The 15,995-nt window shown below is 56.5% G+C and carries 11 protein-coding genes and 3 pseudogenes; 8 read left to right on the plus strand and 6 right to left on the minus strand.

All coding sequences use genetic code 11. The features are described 5' to 3' along the window. The 4 genes and pseudogenes from J7416_RS22230 to J7416_RS22245 form a co-directional block, all read right to left on the minus strand. Positions 1–355 (minus strand): annotated as a pseudogene (locus tag J7416_RS22230) (electron transfer flavoprotein subunit beta/FixA family protein); the annotation flags it as partial. A gap of 76 nt (positions 356–431) precedes the next feature. Then, positions 432–1,187, minus strand: coding sequence for a glucose 1-dehydrogenase (locus J7416_RS22235; RefSeq protein WP_009804216.1), 756 nt, complete (start codon positions 1,185–1,187; stop codon positions 432–434). Between the two features lie 72 nt (positions 1,188–1,259). Beyond that, positions 1,260–3,047 (minus strand): NAD(P)/FAD-dependent oxidoreductase, encoded by a 1,788-nt coding sequence (locus J7416_RS22240; RefSeq protein WP_247744432.1) that lies wholly within the window; start codon positions 3,045–3,047, stop codon positions 1,260–1,262. Then, positions 3,013–3,915 (minus strand): alpha/beta hydrolase, encoded by a 903-nt coding sequence (locus J7416_RS22245; RefSeq protein WP_017468330.1) that lies wholly within the window; start codon positions 3,913–3,915, stop codon positions 3,013–3,015. The genes J7416_RS22240 and J7416_RS22245 overlap by 35 nt, the downstream gene beginning before the upstream one ends. 287 nt (positions 3,916–4,202) lie before the next feature. On the opposite strand from J7416_RS22245, the pseudogene J7416_RS22250 reads away from it, so the two are divergent. Continuing rightward, positions 4,203–5,230: pseudogene (locus tag J7416_RS22250) on the plus strand (IS110 family transposase). A 324-nt stretch (positions 5,231–5,554) separates the two neighbouring features. Continuing rightward, positions 5,555–6,318: pseudogene (locus J7416_RS22255) on the plus strand (IS5 family transposase). Here the strand turns inward: J7416_RS22255 and J7416_RS22260 are convergent. Beyond that, positions 6,291–8,330 carry an FAD-dependent oxidoreductase gene (locus tag J7416_RS22260; protein WP_040609072.1) on the minus strand — a complete coding sequence of 680 codons (2,040 nt, stop codon included), beginning with the start codon at positions 8,328–8,330 and terminating at the stop codon, positions 6,291–6,293. The pseudogene J7416_RS22255 and the gene J7416_RS22260 overlap by 28 nt on opposite strands. Before the next feature lie 8 nt (positions 8,331–8,338). After that, entirely contained in the window at positions 8,339–9,892 is a 1,554-nt protein-coding gene (locus J7416_RS22265) for an NAD-dependent succinate-semialdehyde dehydrogenase (protein WP_348540300.1), read from the minus strand. Positions 9,893–9,964: 72 nt separating this feature from the next. On the opposite strand from J7416_RS22265, the gene J7416_RS22270 reads away from it, so the two are divergent. The 6 genes from J7416_RS22270 to J7416_RS22295 all read left to right on the plus strand — a co-directional run bounded on the left by J7416_RS22270 (position 9,965) and on the right by J7416_RS22295 (position 15,776). Beyond that, positions 9,965–10,759, plus strand: coding sequence for an IclR family transcriptional regulator (locus tag J7416_RS22270; protein ID WP_009804224.1), 795 nt, complete (start codon positions 9,965–9,967; stop codon positions 10,757–10,759). Positions 10,760–10,774: 15 nt separating this feature from the next. Beyond that, positions 10,775–11,935 (plus strand): acyl-CoA dehydrogenase family protein, encoded by a 1,161-nt coding sequence (locus J7416_RS22275; RefSeq protein ID WP_007120593.1) that lies wholly within the window; start codon positions 10,775–10,777, stop codon positions 11,933–11,935. Between the two features lie 18 nt (positions 11,936–11,953). Next, positions 11,954–13,108 (plus strand): iron-containing alcohol dehydrogenase, encoded by a 1,155-nt coding sequence (locus J7416_RS22280; protein WP_007120592.1) that lies wholly within the window; start codon positions 11,954–11,956, stop codon positions 13,106–13,108. Beyond that, complete coding sequence (locus J7416_RS22285; protein WP_007120591.1) at positions 13,108–14,310, plus strand: CoA transferase; 1,203 nt, start codon at positions 13,108–13,110, stop codon at positions 14,308–14,310. The genes J7416_RS22280 and J7416_RS22285 overlap by 1 nt, the downstream gene beginning before the upstream one ends. Before the next feature lie 52 nt (positions 14,311–14,362). Further along, positions 14,363–15,244 carry an AraC family transcriptional regulator gene (locus J7416_RS22290; RefSeq protein WP_232272173.1) on the plus strand — a complete coding sequence of 294 codons (882 nt, stop codon included), beginning with the start codon at positions 14,363–14,365 and terminating at the stop codon, positions 15,242–15,244. Positions 15,245–15,317: 73 nt separating this feature from the next. Further along, entirely contained in the window at positions 15,318–15,776 is a 459-nt protein-coding gene (locus J7416_RS22295; RefSeq protein WP_007120589.1) for an acyl-CoA thioesterase, read from the plus strand. Positions 15,777–15,995: the final 219 nt, after the last annotated feature.

The following is a 15,995-nucleotide window of genomic DNA, read 5'->3' on the forward strand; positions in this document are numbered from 1 at the left end:
CGATCACCAGGCCCGGCGCCTCGGCGTCGATCACGGCCTTTAGGATCTTGGCCACCGCCAGCGGCTCGATATCTTGGTGCACGTCGTCGGCGGCCACGACGAGGATCGCCCGGTCCGCGCCCATCGCCAGCGCCGTGCGCAGCGTTTCCTGCGCCTGTTTCACGCCGATCGACACGACGACAAGCTCGTCCGCCTTGCCCGCTTCCTTCAGACGGATCGCCTCTTCAACCGCAATCTCGTCGAACGGGTTCATCGACATCTTCACATTCGCGAGACCAACTCCGCTACCGTCCGCCTTAACGCGAACCTTCACGTTGTAATCAATTAGGTGTTTTATAGGTGCAATTATTTTCATTGGCGTTTATCGTCTTGGAAATTTGCAATGGCAGTAACGGCCCGGGTTCCAGGCCGTTACTTGGGATGTGTCTCTGTCAATTCGCAGTATAACCGCCATCTACTACAATCTCTGCTCCGTGAACGAACGATGACTCATCCGATGCGAGGAACAGGACCGCATTCGAAACCTCTTCAGGTTTGCTTGGCCGCTTGAGCAGCGTGGCCCCCAGAATTGCCTGCCGGGTCTCTTCGTCGGCGTGTAGCAGATCTTTTGTCATGGGAGTATCGATGACACCGGGATGGATCGAATTGACACGTATGCCACTTTCGGCCAGGTCGACTGCGCAGGATTTGGTCAACATCCGTACGGCGCCTTTGGATCCAATGTAGGCTCCCGCCGAAGCGGCACCAACAATCCCATAGATTGAAGAAATATTGATAATTGATGCTTTTTCGGTCTCTTTCATCAATGGAACCGCGGCTCGGATACCGAGATAAACACCGCGTACATTGACGTTGATCGTCATGTCAAATTCGTCAGGCGAGGTTTCGTGGAGCGGCTTCAGAATGAGAATGCCAGCGTTGTTCACTAGCACATCAAGTCGACCAGCACTTGATTGCACCGTGGAGATGACATTCTTCCAATCTTCTTCAAGCGTCACGTCATGCTGAATGAATTCCGCCTTCCCTCCGGCTCCAATGATACCTTTTACTACGCTTTCACCCGCTTCCGTATCACGGTCGGTTACAAATACATGCGCGCCTTCACGTGCCAGCGTTTCACAATGGGCTTTTCCCATGCCCATGGCGCCACCTGTTACCAGTGCGACTTTTCCGGATACCCGTCCCATAGTTCTCTCCTGAGTGTTCATGAACAAATTTAATTGTTTCCGCCGGGTTTTCTTAATGCCCGACGGAATTCTTTACACCTTCTCGGCAGTGCGGTCGCGGATCAGGGATGTATAACCTTCCTCCTTAACCGCACTAATGGCATTGCGATAATTGCCAATCCCGGCCATGTAGAACATCACCGCATTCTTCTTTCCGGGGATATTTGCGCCGAAGATCCAGCTTTCAGCTTTGGGGAAGAGTGTCATGTCGGCGATTTCACGGCAGGTGCCAACCCAAGCGTCGCGCGCCTCCACGGTTGGCTCCACACTTTGAACCCCCTCTTCTTCCATTGCGCAAATCGTGTCAGCGATCCATTCAACTTGCGTCTCAATGCTGGGGGGCAGGTTAGTGAAGGGGCCATTAGGGCCAAGGATCATGAAGAAGTTAGGGAAGTCTACCTCCATCATGCCGAGGTAACCGAGTGGGCCTTCCTTCCAAGTGTCGCGCATGGTCACGCCTCCGCGTCCGCGGAGGTCCATTTTGACGTAATTGCCGTCGACCGCATCGAAACCAGTGGCAAAGATTACGATGTCAAGCTCATGCTCCTCGCCGCTTTCGAGACGAATGCCGTTCGGAGTGAACTCTGCGATCGGATCGGCCTTCACGTCGGCGAGGGTCACGTTGTCTCGGTTGTAGACCTCGTAATAGTTGTTTCCGCAAAGCGGGCGCTTGGCGTAAAGGTCCTTCGGCGTCAGTTTCTCTGCGACCTTGGGGTCCTTCACGATTTGCTTGATCTTGCCCTTGATGAAGTCAGCGGCCGCATCATTGGCCACTTGGCTGGTCGCAATATCGCAAAAGGTGCCAAACATGAAATAGAAACCACCGCCGCGCTGCCAGGCGGCTTCGAAGACCCGCTCCCGTTCCTCGGGCGAGGCGGTTTCGGCGGGTTCGGCGCTTTCTTCGAAGCCGAAGGCCACAACAGAATTCTTCACTTGATTCCAGATATTATCGTAGTTCGCCTTTTGCTCGGCGATGGTAGCATCGTCTTGCGGGGTGTTCCCAATCGGCACGACATATTGTGCAGAGCGCTGAAAAACAGTCAGGTGTTTTGCAATTGGTGCCGTTGCAGTGATAACCTGAACACCCGTCGAGCCGGTGCCGATAATGCCCACGCGTTTGTTGCTCAAGTCCACTCCCTCGGGCCAGGCACCTGTGTGTAAGATACGGCCTTTGAAATCATCGATGCCCTTGAATTTTGGAACATTCGTTGCGGACAAGAGACCGAGGCCAGTGACAAGGTATTTTGCGGTAACTGTCTCACCACTATCAGTGATCACGTTCCAGAGACCGGTTTTTTCATTATAGTGCGCGCCATCCACTTTGGTGTCGAACTTGTAGCTGCGTCGAAGATCGAGATGATCCGCTACCTCGTTCATGTATTCGAGGATCTCGGGCTGGGTCAGATACCGGGTTTTCCAGCGGCCTTTTCGAAGCAACTCTTTGTCAAAAGAATAGCGATAGACATAGCTTTCCGTGTCTGACAGCGCACCGGGATATCGGTTCCACCACCAGGTGCCGCCAACGTCACTGGCGCTGTCATAGCCCCGGACGTTCAGTCCCTGCTCGTTGCGAAGTTTGTGGACAGCGTAAAGCCCGCCGAAGCCCGCGCCAATGACGACTGCGTCAAAATCCGCTCCGACCGTTTTAGTATTCTCAGTCTGAATGTTCATATCACTCCTCCCAGAGTAAGACCGCTCCGCCCCGCAGATTGCGGGTGAGATGCTAGATGAATGTTTCGTAGGGGTTTGTCTCGCACCGCACCGCAATGCAGTGCGAGTACAGGTCTCAGAGGGCCCGATACCATGCGGCGATGCGACCAAGTTCCTCGTTTGCCTCGGGCGCGCGTCCCGAAAGCGCGGGAAAGACATGCTGCATGCCTTCGACGATAGACAGGGTCACGTTTACGCCCTGTGCCTTGGCCTTTTCGTGCAACCGTTCGGCATCGCTCTTAAGCGTCTCGGCCCCTCCGGCATTGATATAGAGCGGCGGGTAACCGGTGAAATCGTTCTCCAGCGGGTTGGCCAACGGATTAAGCGGATCCGTGCCTTCACCGAGGAACATCCCCGCCATCGCTTCGAGGATCGGTTTGCCGACTAGCGCATCGGTTTCCGCGTTGGTTTCCAGTGTTTCCCCGCGCATCGCCATGTCGAGCCAGGGCGAATAGGCGATGACCGCTCCGGGCAGTGGCAACCCAAGTTCGCGTAACTTCAGCACGCTGGCGATGGCAAGATTGCCGCCAGCACTGTCGCCAGCCGTCAGAATATTTCTTGCCTTGAAACCCTTATCCAGCAGCGCTTTGTATGCGGCTACTGCATCTTCGATCTGCGCCGGAAATGGGTGCTCGGGTGCGCGCCGATAGTGCAGGATCACCGACGTAACCCCAAGCACCTTAGCGAGGTGCCCTGCCATTTTTCGATGACTATCGGCTGAGCCGACGGCAAAGCCGCCACCATGAGTGTAAACAATTACACGCGAGGTATCTGCCCCGGCTGGTAGGGCCCAGATAGCCTCAACTCCTCCGACATGATCGCTTTTGTAGCTAACGTTTTCCGGCTCTAGTGCGGGCTGCCCCCATTCATCGAACATGCTGCGCAGGTTCGCGATCGTCAGGTCTGGGTTCTCGACCATCTGATCGGTCCAATTCTGATAAAGCGCCCGCAGCGTATCCGCTTCTCTACTGATTTCCATGTTTATCCTCCCAAGCATAACATTTGGCAAAGCCACCAACTGACGTCGCCAATCTCGAAGACGTCAAACGGTCAACGGCATACGCCAATTATCTCAGAGTAAGGGCGAAAAATGCGCCATGTATTGAACAATCCTGCTTTGGAAATAGTATGATCGTGCTCAGCCTGTCGTGAGGCAGATATGCCCGTTACTAGGCTCTGTTGATGGCGTGGATACCCCCTCCCGACGGCATCGCAATGTGCCACTATGATGAGCGTTAAAAGCCATCACAGAAGGAAGGAGCATCTATGTCCGAAATTAAAATTATCGGTGTCGACTTGGCAAAGCGCGTTATCCAGTTGCATGGTGCGTACAATGATGGGTCAGTCGCGTTTCGCAAAAAGCTTTCACGAGGCCAGTTTCTCGCGTTCGTGGCACAGCAACCCAAATGCATGATCGCCATGGAGGCGTGGCCACGGCGTATGGCTGGGGCCGCGAATTTGAGAAGCTGGGGTGCGACGTGCGGTTGATACCGCCGGTCTATGTGAAGCCGTTCGTCAAACGCCAGAAGAATGATGCGACCGATGCAGAGGCCATCTTGGAGGCTGCATTGCGTCCAACCATGCGCTTTTTCGCAGTGAAGACGGAAGATCAGCAGGCCCGTGCCATGCTGTTTCGCACGCGGCAGATGTTTGTCGGCCAGCGCCCCCAGATGATCAACGCTTTACGCGGCCACCTCGCCGAACACGGATTGGTCGCGGCCCGCGGGCCTGCCCATCTCAAGCGACTCGCGGACGCAATCGCAGGTGATGACACCGCGCTGCATGCTGAGGTTCGTGACCTCGGCCGGATGTATCTGGGGCAGATTGAGGGGCTGAATACGCGTGTTGCAGAGCTTGACGCGAAGATGCGATGTGCCGCCAAGAAAGCCGACTTGGTGCGCCGAACACAAACCATGCCGGGCGTGGTTCCTGTCACGGCGCTTGCGATCGAGACATTTGCCCGTGACCTGGCCACCTTCCGGCGCGGGTGCGATTTTGCCGCCTGGCTTGGGCTTGTGCCGAAGCAGCACTCGACGGGCGGCAAAGCCCGGCTCGGGAAGACCTCGAAGATGCGACAGCGCGACTCCGGACACTCTTGGTCTCTGGCGCTATGGCTGTCCTCCAGGCTGTCGAGCGGTTTGACACACCGAATAATGGCTGGCTGAAACGCCTACTAACCCGCAAGCCGCGCATGGGTCGCCGCGATTGCGCTGGCCAACAAGATGGCGCGTGGCCTCTGGGCCATCATAATGAAACAAGAGGATTACCGGAATCCGGTGGCGGCGATGGCATAGCGAAGACGGCATGCCACGACGTCCCGGTAAGTTGGGAGTGTGAGGAGGTCACTGAAAAGTAAGGGCAAAGGATCGATCAGATCCGGGTCAGAGAAAGCAGCATTTGTGCAGGAGCCACCGAGCTCGGTTTGTTGATATGCCTCTGGTCCGCGCATCGCCATACCGGCCCGCGGTTACATCAGCGCCGCACACAGAGGCCTGATACATGACCGCACCCGATCACACGCTCGCGCCGTTCAAAAAATCACTTGCACCAATGGGGGCATGCATGCACAAATCCCGTGTCGGACTCATCTTATGAATCCAGCGTGGTAGCTGAGGTGCATGAGCAGACCGACAACCCCGACATACAAGACCATGAACTGGCCCGCTTATAACGAAGCGCTCAAGCGCCGTGGCTCGCTGACGATCTGGTTTGACCCCGAGATGAGCTGGGAGGCCGTGCCGACAGGCAGAAGAGTTACAGCGACGCCGCGACCCAGACCTGTCTTTCGATGAAGGTCCTGTTCGGCATGGCCTTGCGACAGGCGACCGGGTTCGTCGAGAGCCTGTTGCGGCTGATCGGTCTCGACTGGACGGTGCTCGACTTCAGCACCCTGTCCCGGCGCCAGAAGACCCTGGCCGTGAACATCCCGTATCGCGGCTCCAAAGGGCCGTTGCACTTGTTGGTGGACAGCACGGGGATCAAGCTTGAAGGTGAGTGGCATGCCCGCAAGCATGGCGGCCCCAAGCGACGGGTCTGGCGCAAGATCCACCTCGGGATCGACGAGCAAACGTTGGAAGTGCGCGCTGTTCAGATCACCGGGAGCCACATCGGTGACGCTCCAGTGTTACCCAACCTTCTTGAACAGATCCCGGCAGACCAGCAGTGTCACGGCTGACGGTGCGTATGACACACGAAAATGCCAGGACGCGATTGCGGACCGTGGCGTCCACGCCGTTATCCCACCAGGTAAGAACGCAAAGTCTTGGAAGACCATCACCGCCTAAGCCGCGTCGAGACGAAGATGCACTGTGTTAAGTTGCTGGGGCAGCGCCTTATGGCGCGGGACTTTGACCGTCAGGTCGCGAAAACCCTTTCTAAATAACGAGGCACCCTCCAGTCGCAAGGGTCCTCTTTGACAAGCGCGCTAAACAGCGCGGTCAACCGATCCTTGCCGATATTTTTGGCGTGGTGCATCAGGCCTCCCCGCCAGCGGGGAAATCCGTAGCCGTGAATCATTACTAGGTCGATGTCTTGCGGTTTTTCTGCTACGCCTTCGTCAAGGATATCGCAGGCTTCCGCCACCATTGTGAGCAAGAGCCTTTCTACGATTTCGTCAGCTGAGAACTCGCGGCGAGTGAAGTTCATTTCTTCTGAGACACGGAGTATTTCGCTAGCGACCAGCTCCGAATGTGAGGGTTTGCCGTCTGGCCCATAGTCGTACCATCCGGCGCCCGATTTGCGTCCTAGGCGTTTGTGCTTTTCGACCAGCCGCTCGACCAAGGGCACGTGACCACAGCAGTTCCCTTCGGCAACTGCCTTGCGACGGATATTCGCGTAGGCGATGTCCAGCCCCGACATGTCCTGTGCAGCATATGGACCCATCGCCATACCGAATCCGCGCATAGCCGCGTCGATCTCGTCGACATTAGCCCCCTCCACCAGAAGGCGATTAGCGGCGCGACGGTAGCTCGACAAAATTCGGTTTCCGATGAAGCCATCGCAAACACCAGACAGTACCGGGATTTTACCAAGCCTGTGCGCCAGCACAAGTGCTGCACCTAATGTTCCGTCTGACGTTCGGTCGCTCCTGACGACTTCCAGAAGTTTCATAATATGCGCAGGACTGAAGAAATGCATCCCTACAAAGCGTGCCGGGTGTTTCAACCCATCAGAGAGCCGATTTACATCGAGATAGGATGTGTTTGTGGCAATGATGGTCTCGGGTGGCAGTGCGCCTTCGAGTTCGGTCAGGATCGCGGTCTTAACCGCAAAATCCTCGAAGGCCGCCTCGATTGCTAGATCGGTTGGTGGCAGAGCGTCATAGCCTGAGACCGTAACCAGCCGGTCTTCAACCGTCTTTGCCGCATCGACGGACAGAATACCGCGACTGATACCCTGATCAATCAGCTTTTGCAGGTTTTTACTGGCCCACTCGGCGGACGAGGCACTACGTTCGACGACAGTCACCGAGATCCCTGCGGTCGCCAGCGTGTACGCAATAGCTGCGCCCATATTGCCACCACCGACCACGATGGCGGTTTCAGCATCTCGGGAAGGTCGGGGGTAGGCGCGCCCCTTGTTGGTTGCGGTACGCTCGGTGAAGAAAACGTGCCTAAGGGCCCGCGCCTGATCCGAGGTACGAAGGTCCAAAAACGCAGAGCGCTCGCTGGCTAGTGCGTCGTGCAGCGGCGTCGTCGCACTGGTCGCGACTAGGTTCACCGCAACCTGCGGGGCATTCTGGCCAGGCATACGCCGCGCTACATGCGCTCGGGCGACTTCCGCTGCGACGTGGTTTGGCTTTGGTGAAGGAAGATTGTCGGGTGCCTGTGCCGCCTCAAGTACATCGTCATCGAGAGCTATGGCCGCGCCAAGCGGGTCATCGGCTAGCAGCTGGATCAGTCCCATTTTCAGTGCCTGCTCGGCGGAAACAGCCTTCCCGGTGACAATCATGTCAAGCGCAGCTTCAATACCGATAAGTCGCGGCAGTCTTTGGGTTCCCCCTGCGCCAGGCACGATCCCCAAGTTTACCTCTGGCAAGCCCAGTTTGGCAGAAGTTGAGGCGATGCGATAGCAGCAAGCCAGAGCAATCTCTAGTCCCCCACCAAGCGCAGCCCCGTTGATTGCTGCGATAGTAGGAATCGGGAGGTGTGCAAGTTGCATCAGCACATCATTTAGTTGTGGATCAACAGGCAACTTACCGAATTCCTTCGCATCCGCGCCCGCGACGAAGGTCGTTCCTGTGCCGGTGATAATCAGCCTGGTAGCCCCAGTTTCGAGGACTTTGAAGATACAGTGTTGTATTCCAGCCCGAACCTCCGCGTTGATTAGGTTAAGCGGCGAATTGTCTATGGTCAGAATTGCTGCGTCATTTGAGAAGCTTAATTCAACAGGCATGGGCATCCTCACAGCACTGGCGCGCGATTGCGCGAGATAAATTTGGTAATGAGATAGCCTTCGAAGGTTTCCGTCCCGCCTTCAGTCCCATAGCCGCTGTCTCTCACGCCTCCAAACGGAGTCTCGGGCAGAGCGAGGCCGAACTGGTTGATGCTTACCATACCTGCCTGCAAACCCGCAGCTGCTTTATCTGCACGCTCTAACGAATTGGTAAAGACATAGGACGCCAGCCCGAAGGGTAGCCCGTTGGCCCGCGACAGTCCGTCCTCTATGTCACGAAAAGACGAGACGACAGCAATCGGGCCGAAGGGTTCTTCGCGCATCAAGTCAATGTCGTCGTTGGGCGTATCGACGATTGTCGGGGCATAGAAGTTACCATGATTTCCAAGCCTTTTGCCTCCCGTCAACACCCGTGCGCCGTTTTCGCGGGCATCCTCGACGAGCTTTTCCATCGCATTCACGCGTCCGCGATGACACAATGGCCCCATCTGTGTGCCCTCGGTTAAACCATCGCCCACCTTTACGCTCTCAAATGCTGAAACTAGCTCGGACAGAAATCGGTCGTAGATGCCTTGTTGTACGTAAAACCGGGTTGGGGCGATGCACACCTGGCCTGCATTGCGCAGCTTGTTGCCCGCCAAGGCGCGCGCCGCGGCCGTGGCATCGGCGTCGTCGAACACCAATACGGGCGCGTGACCGCCGAGTTCCATCGTCGCCCGCTTCATGTGGCGGCCAGCCAATTCTGCCAGATGCTTGCCCACCTCGACCGAACCGGTGAAGGTGATCTTGCGCACCTCGGGGCGCGCAATAAGAGTTTCCGAAATGAAGGCCGCATTACCCCAGACAAGGTTCAGACAGCCTTCGGGCAAGCCTGCATCCAGCAGATAGCGCGCAATTGCCATGCAGCCCGCCGGAGCCTCTGCCGGGGCTTTCAAGATCATCGTGCAACCTGACGCAAGCGCCGCCGCGACCTTGCGTACCGCTTGGCTCAGCGGAAAATTCCAAGGCGTGATGGCAAGGCAGACGCCTATCGGTTCGCGCACGACAAGCTGCTGTACCCCCGGGCTGCGCGATGGAATGATGCGCCCATAAATGCGCCGACATTCCTCGGCGTGCCAGTCGACGTGGTCAGCTGAGGCGCGGACCTCAGCCAAGGCCTCAGCCAGCGGCTTGCCTTCATCGAGAGTGATCCAGCCAGCGATCAGTCTGTCATTTTGGCGCAGCAGGTCGGCAAACCGTCGCAAAATTGCACTTCGTTCCATGGGAGAGCTGTTTTTCCATCGGCGAAAAGCTGATTCGGCCGAGTGAACCGCATGGTCCAGATCTGCGGCGCTAGCCTGCGGAATCTGTCCGATAGTTTGCCCGTTTGCAGGGTTTATGACTGCACGATCCTCCGGCGTGGGAGAAGCGATCCAGTCCCGTCCGATGAGGTGCTGGATGGTCGGATAATTCATTTCTTTCATGGCGTTATGCCCTCGCTCAGTTGTGTCATCCGCAGGATCCGGCACGAAGGGGACCAGATGGACGACTTTAGTTTTCCGCATAGCGGAAAAGTTTACCACAGTATTGACGCGGACGTTATCGATCGTTTAGATGTGTTTCAAGACGCATAATTCTTCCCGAGGAGGGATGTCGTGAGACCAAGGAAAGACCGCACCAAGGACGCCGAGAGACAGGACCGCGATTTTGTCACGGCGTTGGCGCGCGGCTTGGAGCTGTTGCGGGCCTTTCGGCGGGAAGGGGAAGCTCTGGGGAATGGTGAGTTGGCCGAGCGCACTGGCCTGAGCAGATCGACGGTCTCCCGGCTGGCCTATACACTGAACAAGCTGGAATACCTCAGCTACGACCCGGATACAGCACGTTATCGACTGGCCCCTCCAGTGCTTTCGTTGGGTTTCTCCTGCCTTGCAGGGATTCCGCTGCGGCAACTGGCGAAGCCCTTTATGCAGGAGCTGGCTGATTACACAGGCATGCCGGTGGCCATGGCCAGTCGTGACCGGCTATCGATGGTCTATCTGGAGCGGTGCAAGGGCACTAATGCCGTCACGCTGGCGATCGAGGTTGGTGCCCATATTAAACTGGCCACGACCGCGGTTGGTCGCGCCTGCATAGCGGCGCACGACCCGGATGAGCGGGCCAGAATTCTGGCCCTTGTGGAGGAACATGAAGGCGACAACTGGCCGAATGTGCAGCCCGGAATCGAAGCAGCTATCGCAGACTACCAACAGCACGGTTACTGCACGTCCTTCACGGAGTGGAAACGTGATGTGAACGCTGTAGCGGTGCCCTTCGTGCCGAAGGACGGCTCACCCATTATTGCCTTCAACTGCGGTGGCCCTTCGCAAACCCTTACGCGCGACTGGATCGAAAGCGACGTCGCGCACCGCCTTGTCGATCTTGTCCGCCGCGTTGCGGCGGTCGCACCCTGAACAATAGAGAGCATCATGGCCCTTGATAAAGATACCCTTTCCCAGTTTCTCGACGCGCTCGACCGCTTCGTGAAAGAGCGACTAATCCCTTACGAGGATCGCGTCGCCGACGAGGATGTGATTCCGCCGATGCTGGTCGATGAAATCCGCATGATGGGCCTTTTCGGCATGTCGATCCCGGAAGATTTCGGCGGGCTCGGCTTGTCGATGATAGAGGAAGTGCAAGCCGCTTTCGTTCTTGGCCAGGCTTCGCCTGCGTTCCGGTCGCTAGTTGGCACCAACAACGGGATCGGCTCTCAGGGAATCATCATCGATGGAACCGACGAGCAGAAGGCGCAGTATCTACCAGCTCTCGCGTCCGGAGATATGATCGCATCCTTCGCCCTAACCGAGCCAGATGCTGGGTCGGATGCTGGCAGTCTGCGCACTACGGCGCGGCGTGACGGTAACGATTTCCTTCTGAACGGCACGAAACGCTACATTACCAATGCACCGCGTGCCGATCTATTCACGGTTTTTGCCCGGACCAATCCAGAGGCGGAAGGTTCTGCCGGCGTAAGCGCCTTTCTCGTCGAGGCAGGGACGCCAGGCATAACGCTTGGCCAGCCTGACAGGAAGATGGGGCAGAAGGGCTCGCACACATGCGACGTCATCCTTGACAATGTCCGCGTGCCTGCCGCGAACATTATCGGCGGGCCGGACCGTCTGAACAAGGGCTTTAAGACAGCAATGAAAGTCCTTGACCGGGGCCGACTGCATATTTCTGCCGTCTGTGTGGGCGCCGCCGAACGGCTGATCCGTGACAGCCTATCCTATGCGATGGAACGCAAACAATTCGGTGAACCCATCGCTGAAAAGCAACTGATCCAAGCCATGCTGGCTGACAGTCGCGCCGAGGCCTTCGCAGCGCGTTGCATGATCGAAGAAACAGCACGCCGCAAGGACGCTGGTCAGAACGTGTCGACTGATGCTGCCTGCTGCAAGATGTTTGCCAGTGAGATGGTAGGTCGAGTGGCCGATCGCGCAGTGCAAATCCACGGCGGTGCAGGATACATGGCCGAATATGCGGTCGAGCGCTTCTATCGCGATGTGCGTCTCTTCCGCATCTACGAGGGGACAACCCAGATTCAGCAAATACTGATCGCGCGGAATATGATCCGCACTGCAGCAGCTTAACAGGAGCGAAGACAAACTATGGACTTCAATTTCCTTTCCACCCCGAGGATCGTCTGCGAGAGCGGTGGGCTTGGCCGGATCGGCAGCCTGATGCAAGATTTGTCTTGCACCCGTGCGCTGGTCGTGACGGACCCGGGCATATTGGCCTGTGGTTTTGCGGACGAGGCAGCCGCCTCACTTAGGGCTGCTGGCATCGAGGTTGAGATTTTTCATAAAGTCGAAGCGGACCCCCCGATCGCTGTCGTCGAGGCCGCGGTAGAGGTCGCGCGGGCCTTTGGTGCTGACGGAATCATCGGACTTGGCGGCGGCAGTTCACTGGACACTGCCAAGGTCATCGCAGCGGCGGTAGCCAACGATCAACCGATTACGGACATGATCGGGATTAATCAGGTCACCGATAAACGCTTGCCACTGATCCAGGTGCCAACCACGGCAGGGACCGGATCAGAGGTAACATGGGTGTCCGTGCTGACTTCGGAAAGCCACGAAAAAAAAGCGGTATATGCACCGCAGCTTCTGCCTGACGTTGCCTTGCTAGATGCAAAGCTAACATTGGGAATGCCTCGTCACATCACAGCGGCCACGGCGTTAGACGCAATGGTTCACGCCATTGAGGCAGTAACCAGTCGCACCAGAAAGAATCCCATTTCCGATGGAATGGCGGACAAAGCGCTGGTGCTTCTCGGTCAGAACTTACCAATCGTCATGGAAACGCCTTCGGACCTGTCAGCGCGAGAGGCCATGCTGTTGGGGGCGACACTGGCTGGGATGGCCTTCATTAATGCCAGCGTGGGGGCGATTCATGCCTTGTCATACCCACTTGGAACAGGTTTCAAGGTTCCTCACGGGCACGCAAACGCTCTGGTCGCAGGACCAGTGATGAGGTTCAACATGCCCGTTGCAGAAGCTGAATATGCTCGTCTATCGCGGTTACTACTGCCCTCGCGGCCTTTCAACTCTGATGCGGCTGCGGCCCATGGCCTGATCGACGAGATGGAACGGATGCTAGTCGAAAGCGGACTTGAGTCTCGACTTTCTGGTGTCGGAGTGACCGAGGCAGCCATTCCCGGAATGGCTAATGAGGTCGTGACCGGTATCACGCGATTGCTGGAGACCAACCCGCGCGACATGACAGCCGAAGATGTGTCGCGCCTCTATCAGGAGGCGCTTTGATGGCTGGCTCATTGGACGGGATCAAGGTGGTCGACCTCAGCCGCGTGCTGGGCGGGCCTTACTGCACCCAAATGCTTGCGGATCATGGCGCTGAGGTCATCAAGGTGGAGCCGCCTCTGGGCGACGAGACCCGCAGTTGGGGCCCGCCTTTCAATGATGAACTCAGCGCTTATTTCTCTGGCGCCAACCGCAACAAGCGGTCCATCGCTATCGATCTGCAGCAACCGGAAGGGCGCGACCTGATTTTGCGGTTTCTTCAGGATGCGGATGTTTTAGTTCACAATTTTAAGTCTGGTACTCTTGAAAAATGGGGGCTTGGTTATGCTGATGTTCTCAGGGCACGTTTTCCTAGACTGGTACTCTGCCATGTGACTGGATTTGGTTCCGATGGCCCACTTGGCGGTTTTCCCGGCTATGACGCCGTGGTACAAGCTATGACGGGCCTCATGAGCATCAACGGCAATCCCTCCGAAGGCCCGACACGCATGGGTACGCCCATCGTGGACATCGGCACCGGTCTGATCGCCTGTAACGCTATTCTCGCCGCACTTTTGGAACGGGGCCGGTCCGGATTGGGCCAAGCCATCGAAGTGCCGCTATATGATTGCGCGATCAGCATGATGCATCCCCAAGCGGCTAATTCCCTCATGTCCGGACAGATACCAATGGCGACCGGCAATGGGCATCCAAATATCGTACCATACGACATGTTCGAAACAAGTAATGGCAAACTCTATCTGGCTATCGGTAACAATGGTCAGTTCGCAAAACTCTGTGACGTGCTTGGCCTACCTGAGGTGCCCTGCGATCCACGATTTGCCGACAATGCCGCGCGTCTTGCGCATCGGTCAGAGATGACAGAGGTCTTGTCAGAGTGCCTGGTGCAACATGACGCCTTCAAACTTGAGCCGGTGCTTTTGAAAGCTGGGATTCCCGCCGGAGTCGTTCGGAATGTGAATGAAGCGTTGGAGCATCCACACACCCGACATCGCGGCATGGTGGTATCAGTTGGCACCTACCGCGGCACCGGCGTGCCAGCACGCTTGTCGCGTACCCCCGGAGCGGTTCGCGCGGCACCGCCTCGCTTCGGGCAGCATAGTAGGGAGTTGCTTAGCGAGGCTGGACTGACAGAAGCTGAAATCGATAGATTGACTCAAGCGAATATCGTTCGAGAAGAACCGCGGATGCGCGAGACGACCTAAGCCGAAATTTCAGCTCAAGCGGACGATCGTGAAAAAGTTCAGGGAGGCCAAGATGGAAAGACTGCTCATATCACCGGACCGGATACCCGAATGGATTCCCGGCACGACTACGTTGGACAGTTCCGGGTGCAACTGGAACGGCATTACCCTGAAGGGCTATCGTTATGAGCGACAAGACGCGGCAATTCCCCCCATGCGCGACTATATGATTGTTGCATATGATGGCGCGCCAACCACTATGCGCCGCACGAGTGGCGGCCCATGGCAAAGCGCGCGCGTAGAGAAAGGTAGGATTTCCTTGCTCACGCGTGCAGAGGAATCCACTTGGAGTTGGTCCGAGCCTATCACGGTTAGACACGTCTATCTCAGTCACAGTGAACTCGAAAACACGGCCCTTTCGGTCTTTGATCGTGACCCGAAGTCCATTGAGATCAATGATTGTCTGTCTGCGAAGGACCCCTGTATCCTGAACTGCATCCAATTGCTAGAGAATGAGCTAAAGAACGGTGGAATCGGCCAGAGATTGATCATCGACGCCCTGCGCATCCAGATCGCCGTTCACCTTCTGCGTCAGTACGCCAAGGTCTCTTTGACCAGCGACGCAAACTCGAACTTCAGCCCTGCTCAAAGGCAGAGAATCATCGATCTCGTTGAAAGCTGCTTAGGTGAAAACCTCAGTCTGGAAGACATGGCCGCATCTATCGGTTTCAGCCAGTTTCACTTTTCGCGTCAGTTCAAGGCGGAGTTTGGGTTGGCACCGTATGCATATGTTTTGCGCAAGCGAATATCGAAGGCCCAGGAGATGCTGAGAAAGGGTAATGCCCCCCTGAAAGTGGTCGCGCTTGACTGCGGTTTTGCAGATCAGAGTCATTTTAGTCGAACTTTTCGAAAAATGACAGGCGCGACCCCCGCCGAATTCCGGCGCATGGCATAATGACCGGAAAACTATTCCTTCCTATCGCTGTCACGCACCAGAGACAAAGAAATGTTGAGCCCGTAACGCTGCAATGAATGTACCAGAAACAGAATTTAAACCACGATTTGCCTTCGAACGCAGGATTTTCTTTGGCGACTGTGACCAGCTGGGAATCGCCTTTACTGGCCGGATTACGAATTTCGCGCTGGAAGCGATCGAGACTTTCTGGGACGATTTGCTTTCAGGCCGGGGCTGGCTTTTTCTACTCACGGAAAGAAACACGGCCATGCCTTTTGTCTCTATGGACCTACAATTCCATGCGCCGGTGAAAGCAGGCGCGAACCTAGCATGCGAGGTCTATGTGGTCCATGTCGGGGAAAGTTCAGTTGGTCTAAAAGTTGTCGGCCGTCAGCATGACTTGATTTGCTTCGAATGCGAAACGAAGTCAGTTTTCCGAGATGCTTCAACATTTGGTAAAGTCAAAATTGAAAGCTCAATTCGGCAGATTTTGCTCGCGGAAGTGGGTTCGGAAAATCAAACAGTGAGCTAGGCCTGTAGGCTTTGGAGACAGCAAAGCCTGTGCAAAACGATCTCATGTAAGGGAACACAAGAAAAAGCCAGAGAAAGGGAAGCCCGGGTGCCGGGCTTGAAAGGATAGAGAGAGGCTCTTCCGGGTCCGGCGTGACAAGGACCCTGACCATGGCCAAGACCACAACCCGCCCGAAACCCGCCACTGCGAAGAAAACCGAAGCCACTGAGTTGTCCGTGC

The organism is Ruegeria sp. R14_0 (assembly GCF_017743975.1).
Classification (GTDB): domain Bacteria; phylum Pseudomonadota; class Alphaproteobacteria; order Rhodobacterales; family Rhodobacteraceae; genus Ruegeria.

Excerpts from the sequence above, each read along its gene's own strand:
- J7416_RS22245 (WP_017468330.1), bottom strand. The coding sequence starts at position 3,915 with ATGGAAATCAGTAGAGAAGCGGATACGCTGCGGGCGCTTTATCAGAAT.
- J7416_RS22295 (WP_007120589.1), top strand. The coding sequence starts at position 15,318 with ATGAATGTACCAGAAACAGAATTTAAACCACGATTTGCCTTCGAACGC.
- J7416_RS22280 (WP_007120592.1), top strand. The coding sequence starts at position 11,954 with ATGGACTTCAATTTCCTTTCCACCCCGAGGATCGTCTGCGAGAGCGGT.
- J7416_RS22260 (WP_040609072.1), bottom strand. The coding sequence starts at position 8,330 with ATGCCTGTTGAATTAAGCTTCTCAAATGACGCAGCAATTCTGACCATA.
- J7416_RS22235 (WP_009804216.1), bottom strand. The coding sequence starts at position 1,187 with ATGGGACGGGTATCCGGAAAAGTCGCACTGGTAACAGGTGGCGCCATG.
- J7416_RS22290 (WP_232272173.1), top strand. The coding sequence starts at position 14,363 with ATGGAAAGACTGCTCATATCACCGGACCGGATACCCGAATGGATTCCC.
- J7416_RS22285 (WP_007120591.1), top strand. The coding sequence starts at position 13,108 with ATGGCTGGCTCATTGGACGGGATCAAGGTGGTCGACCTCAGCCGCGTG.
- J7416_RS22275 (WP_007120593.1), top strand. The coding sequence starts at position 10,775 with ATGGCCCTTGATAAAGATACCCTTTCCCAGTTTCTCGACGCGCTCGAC.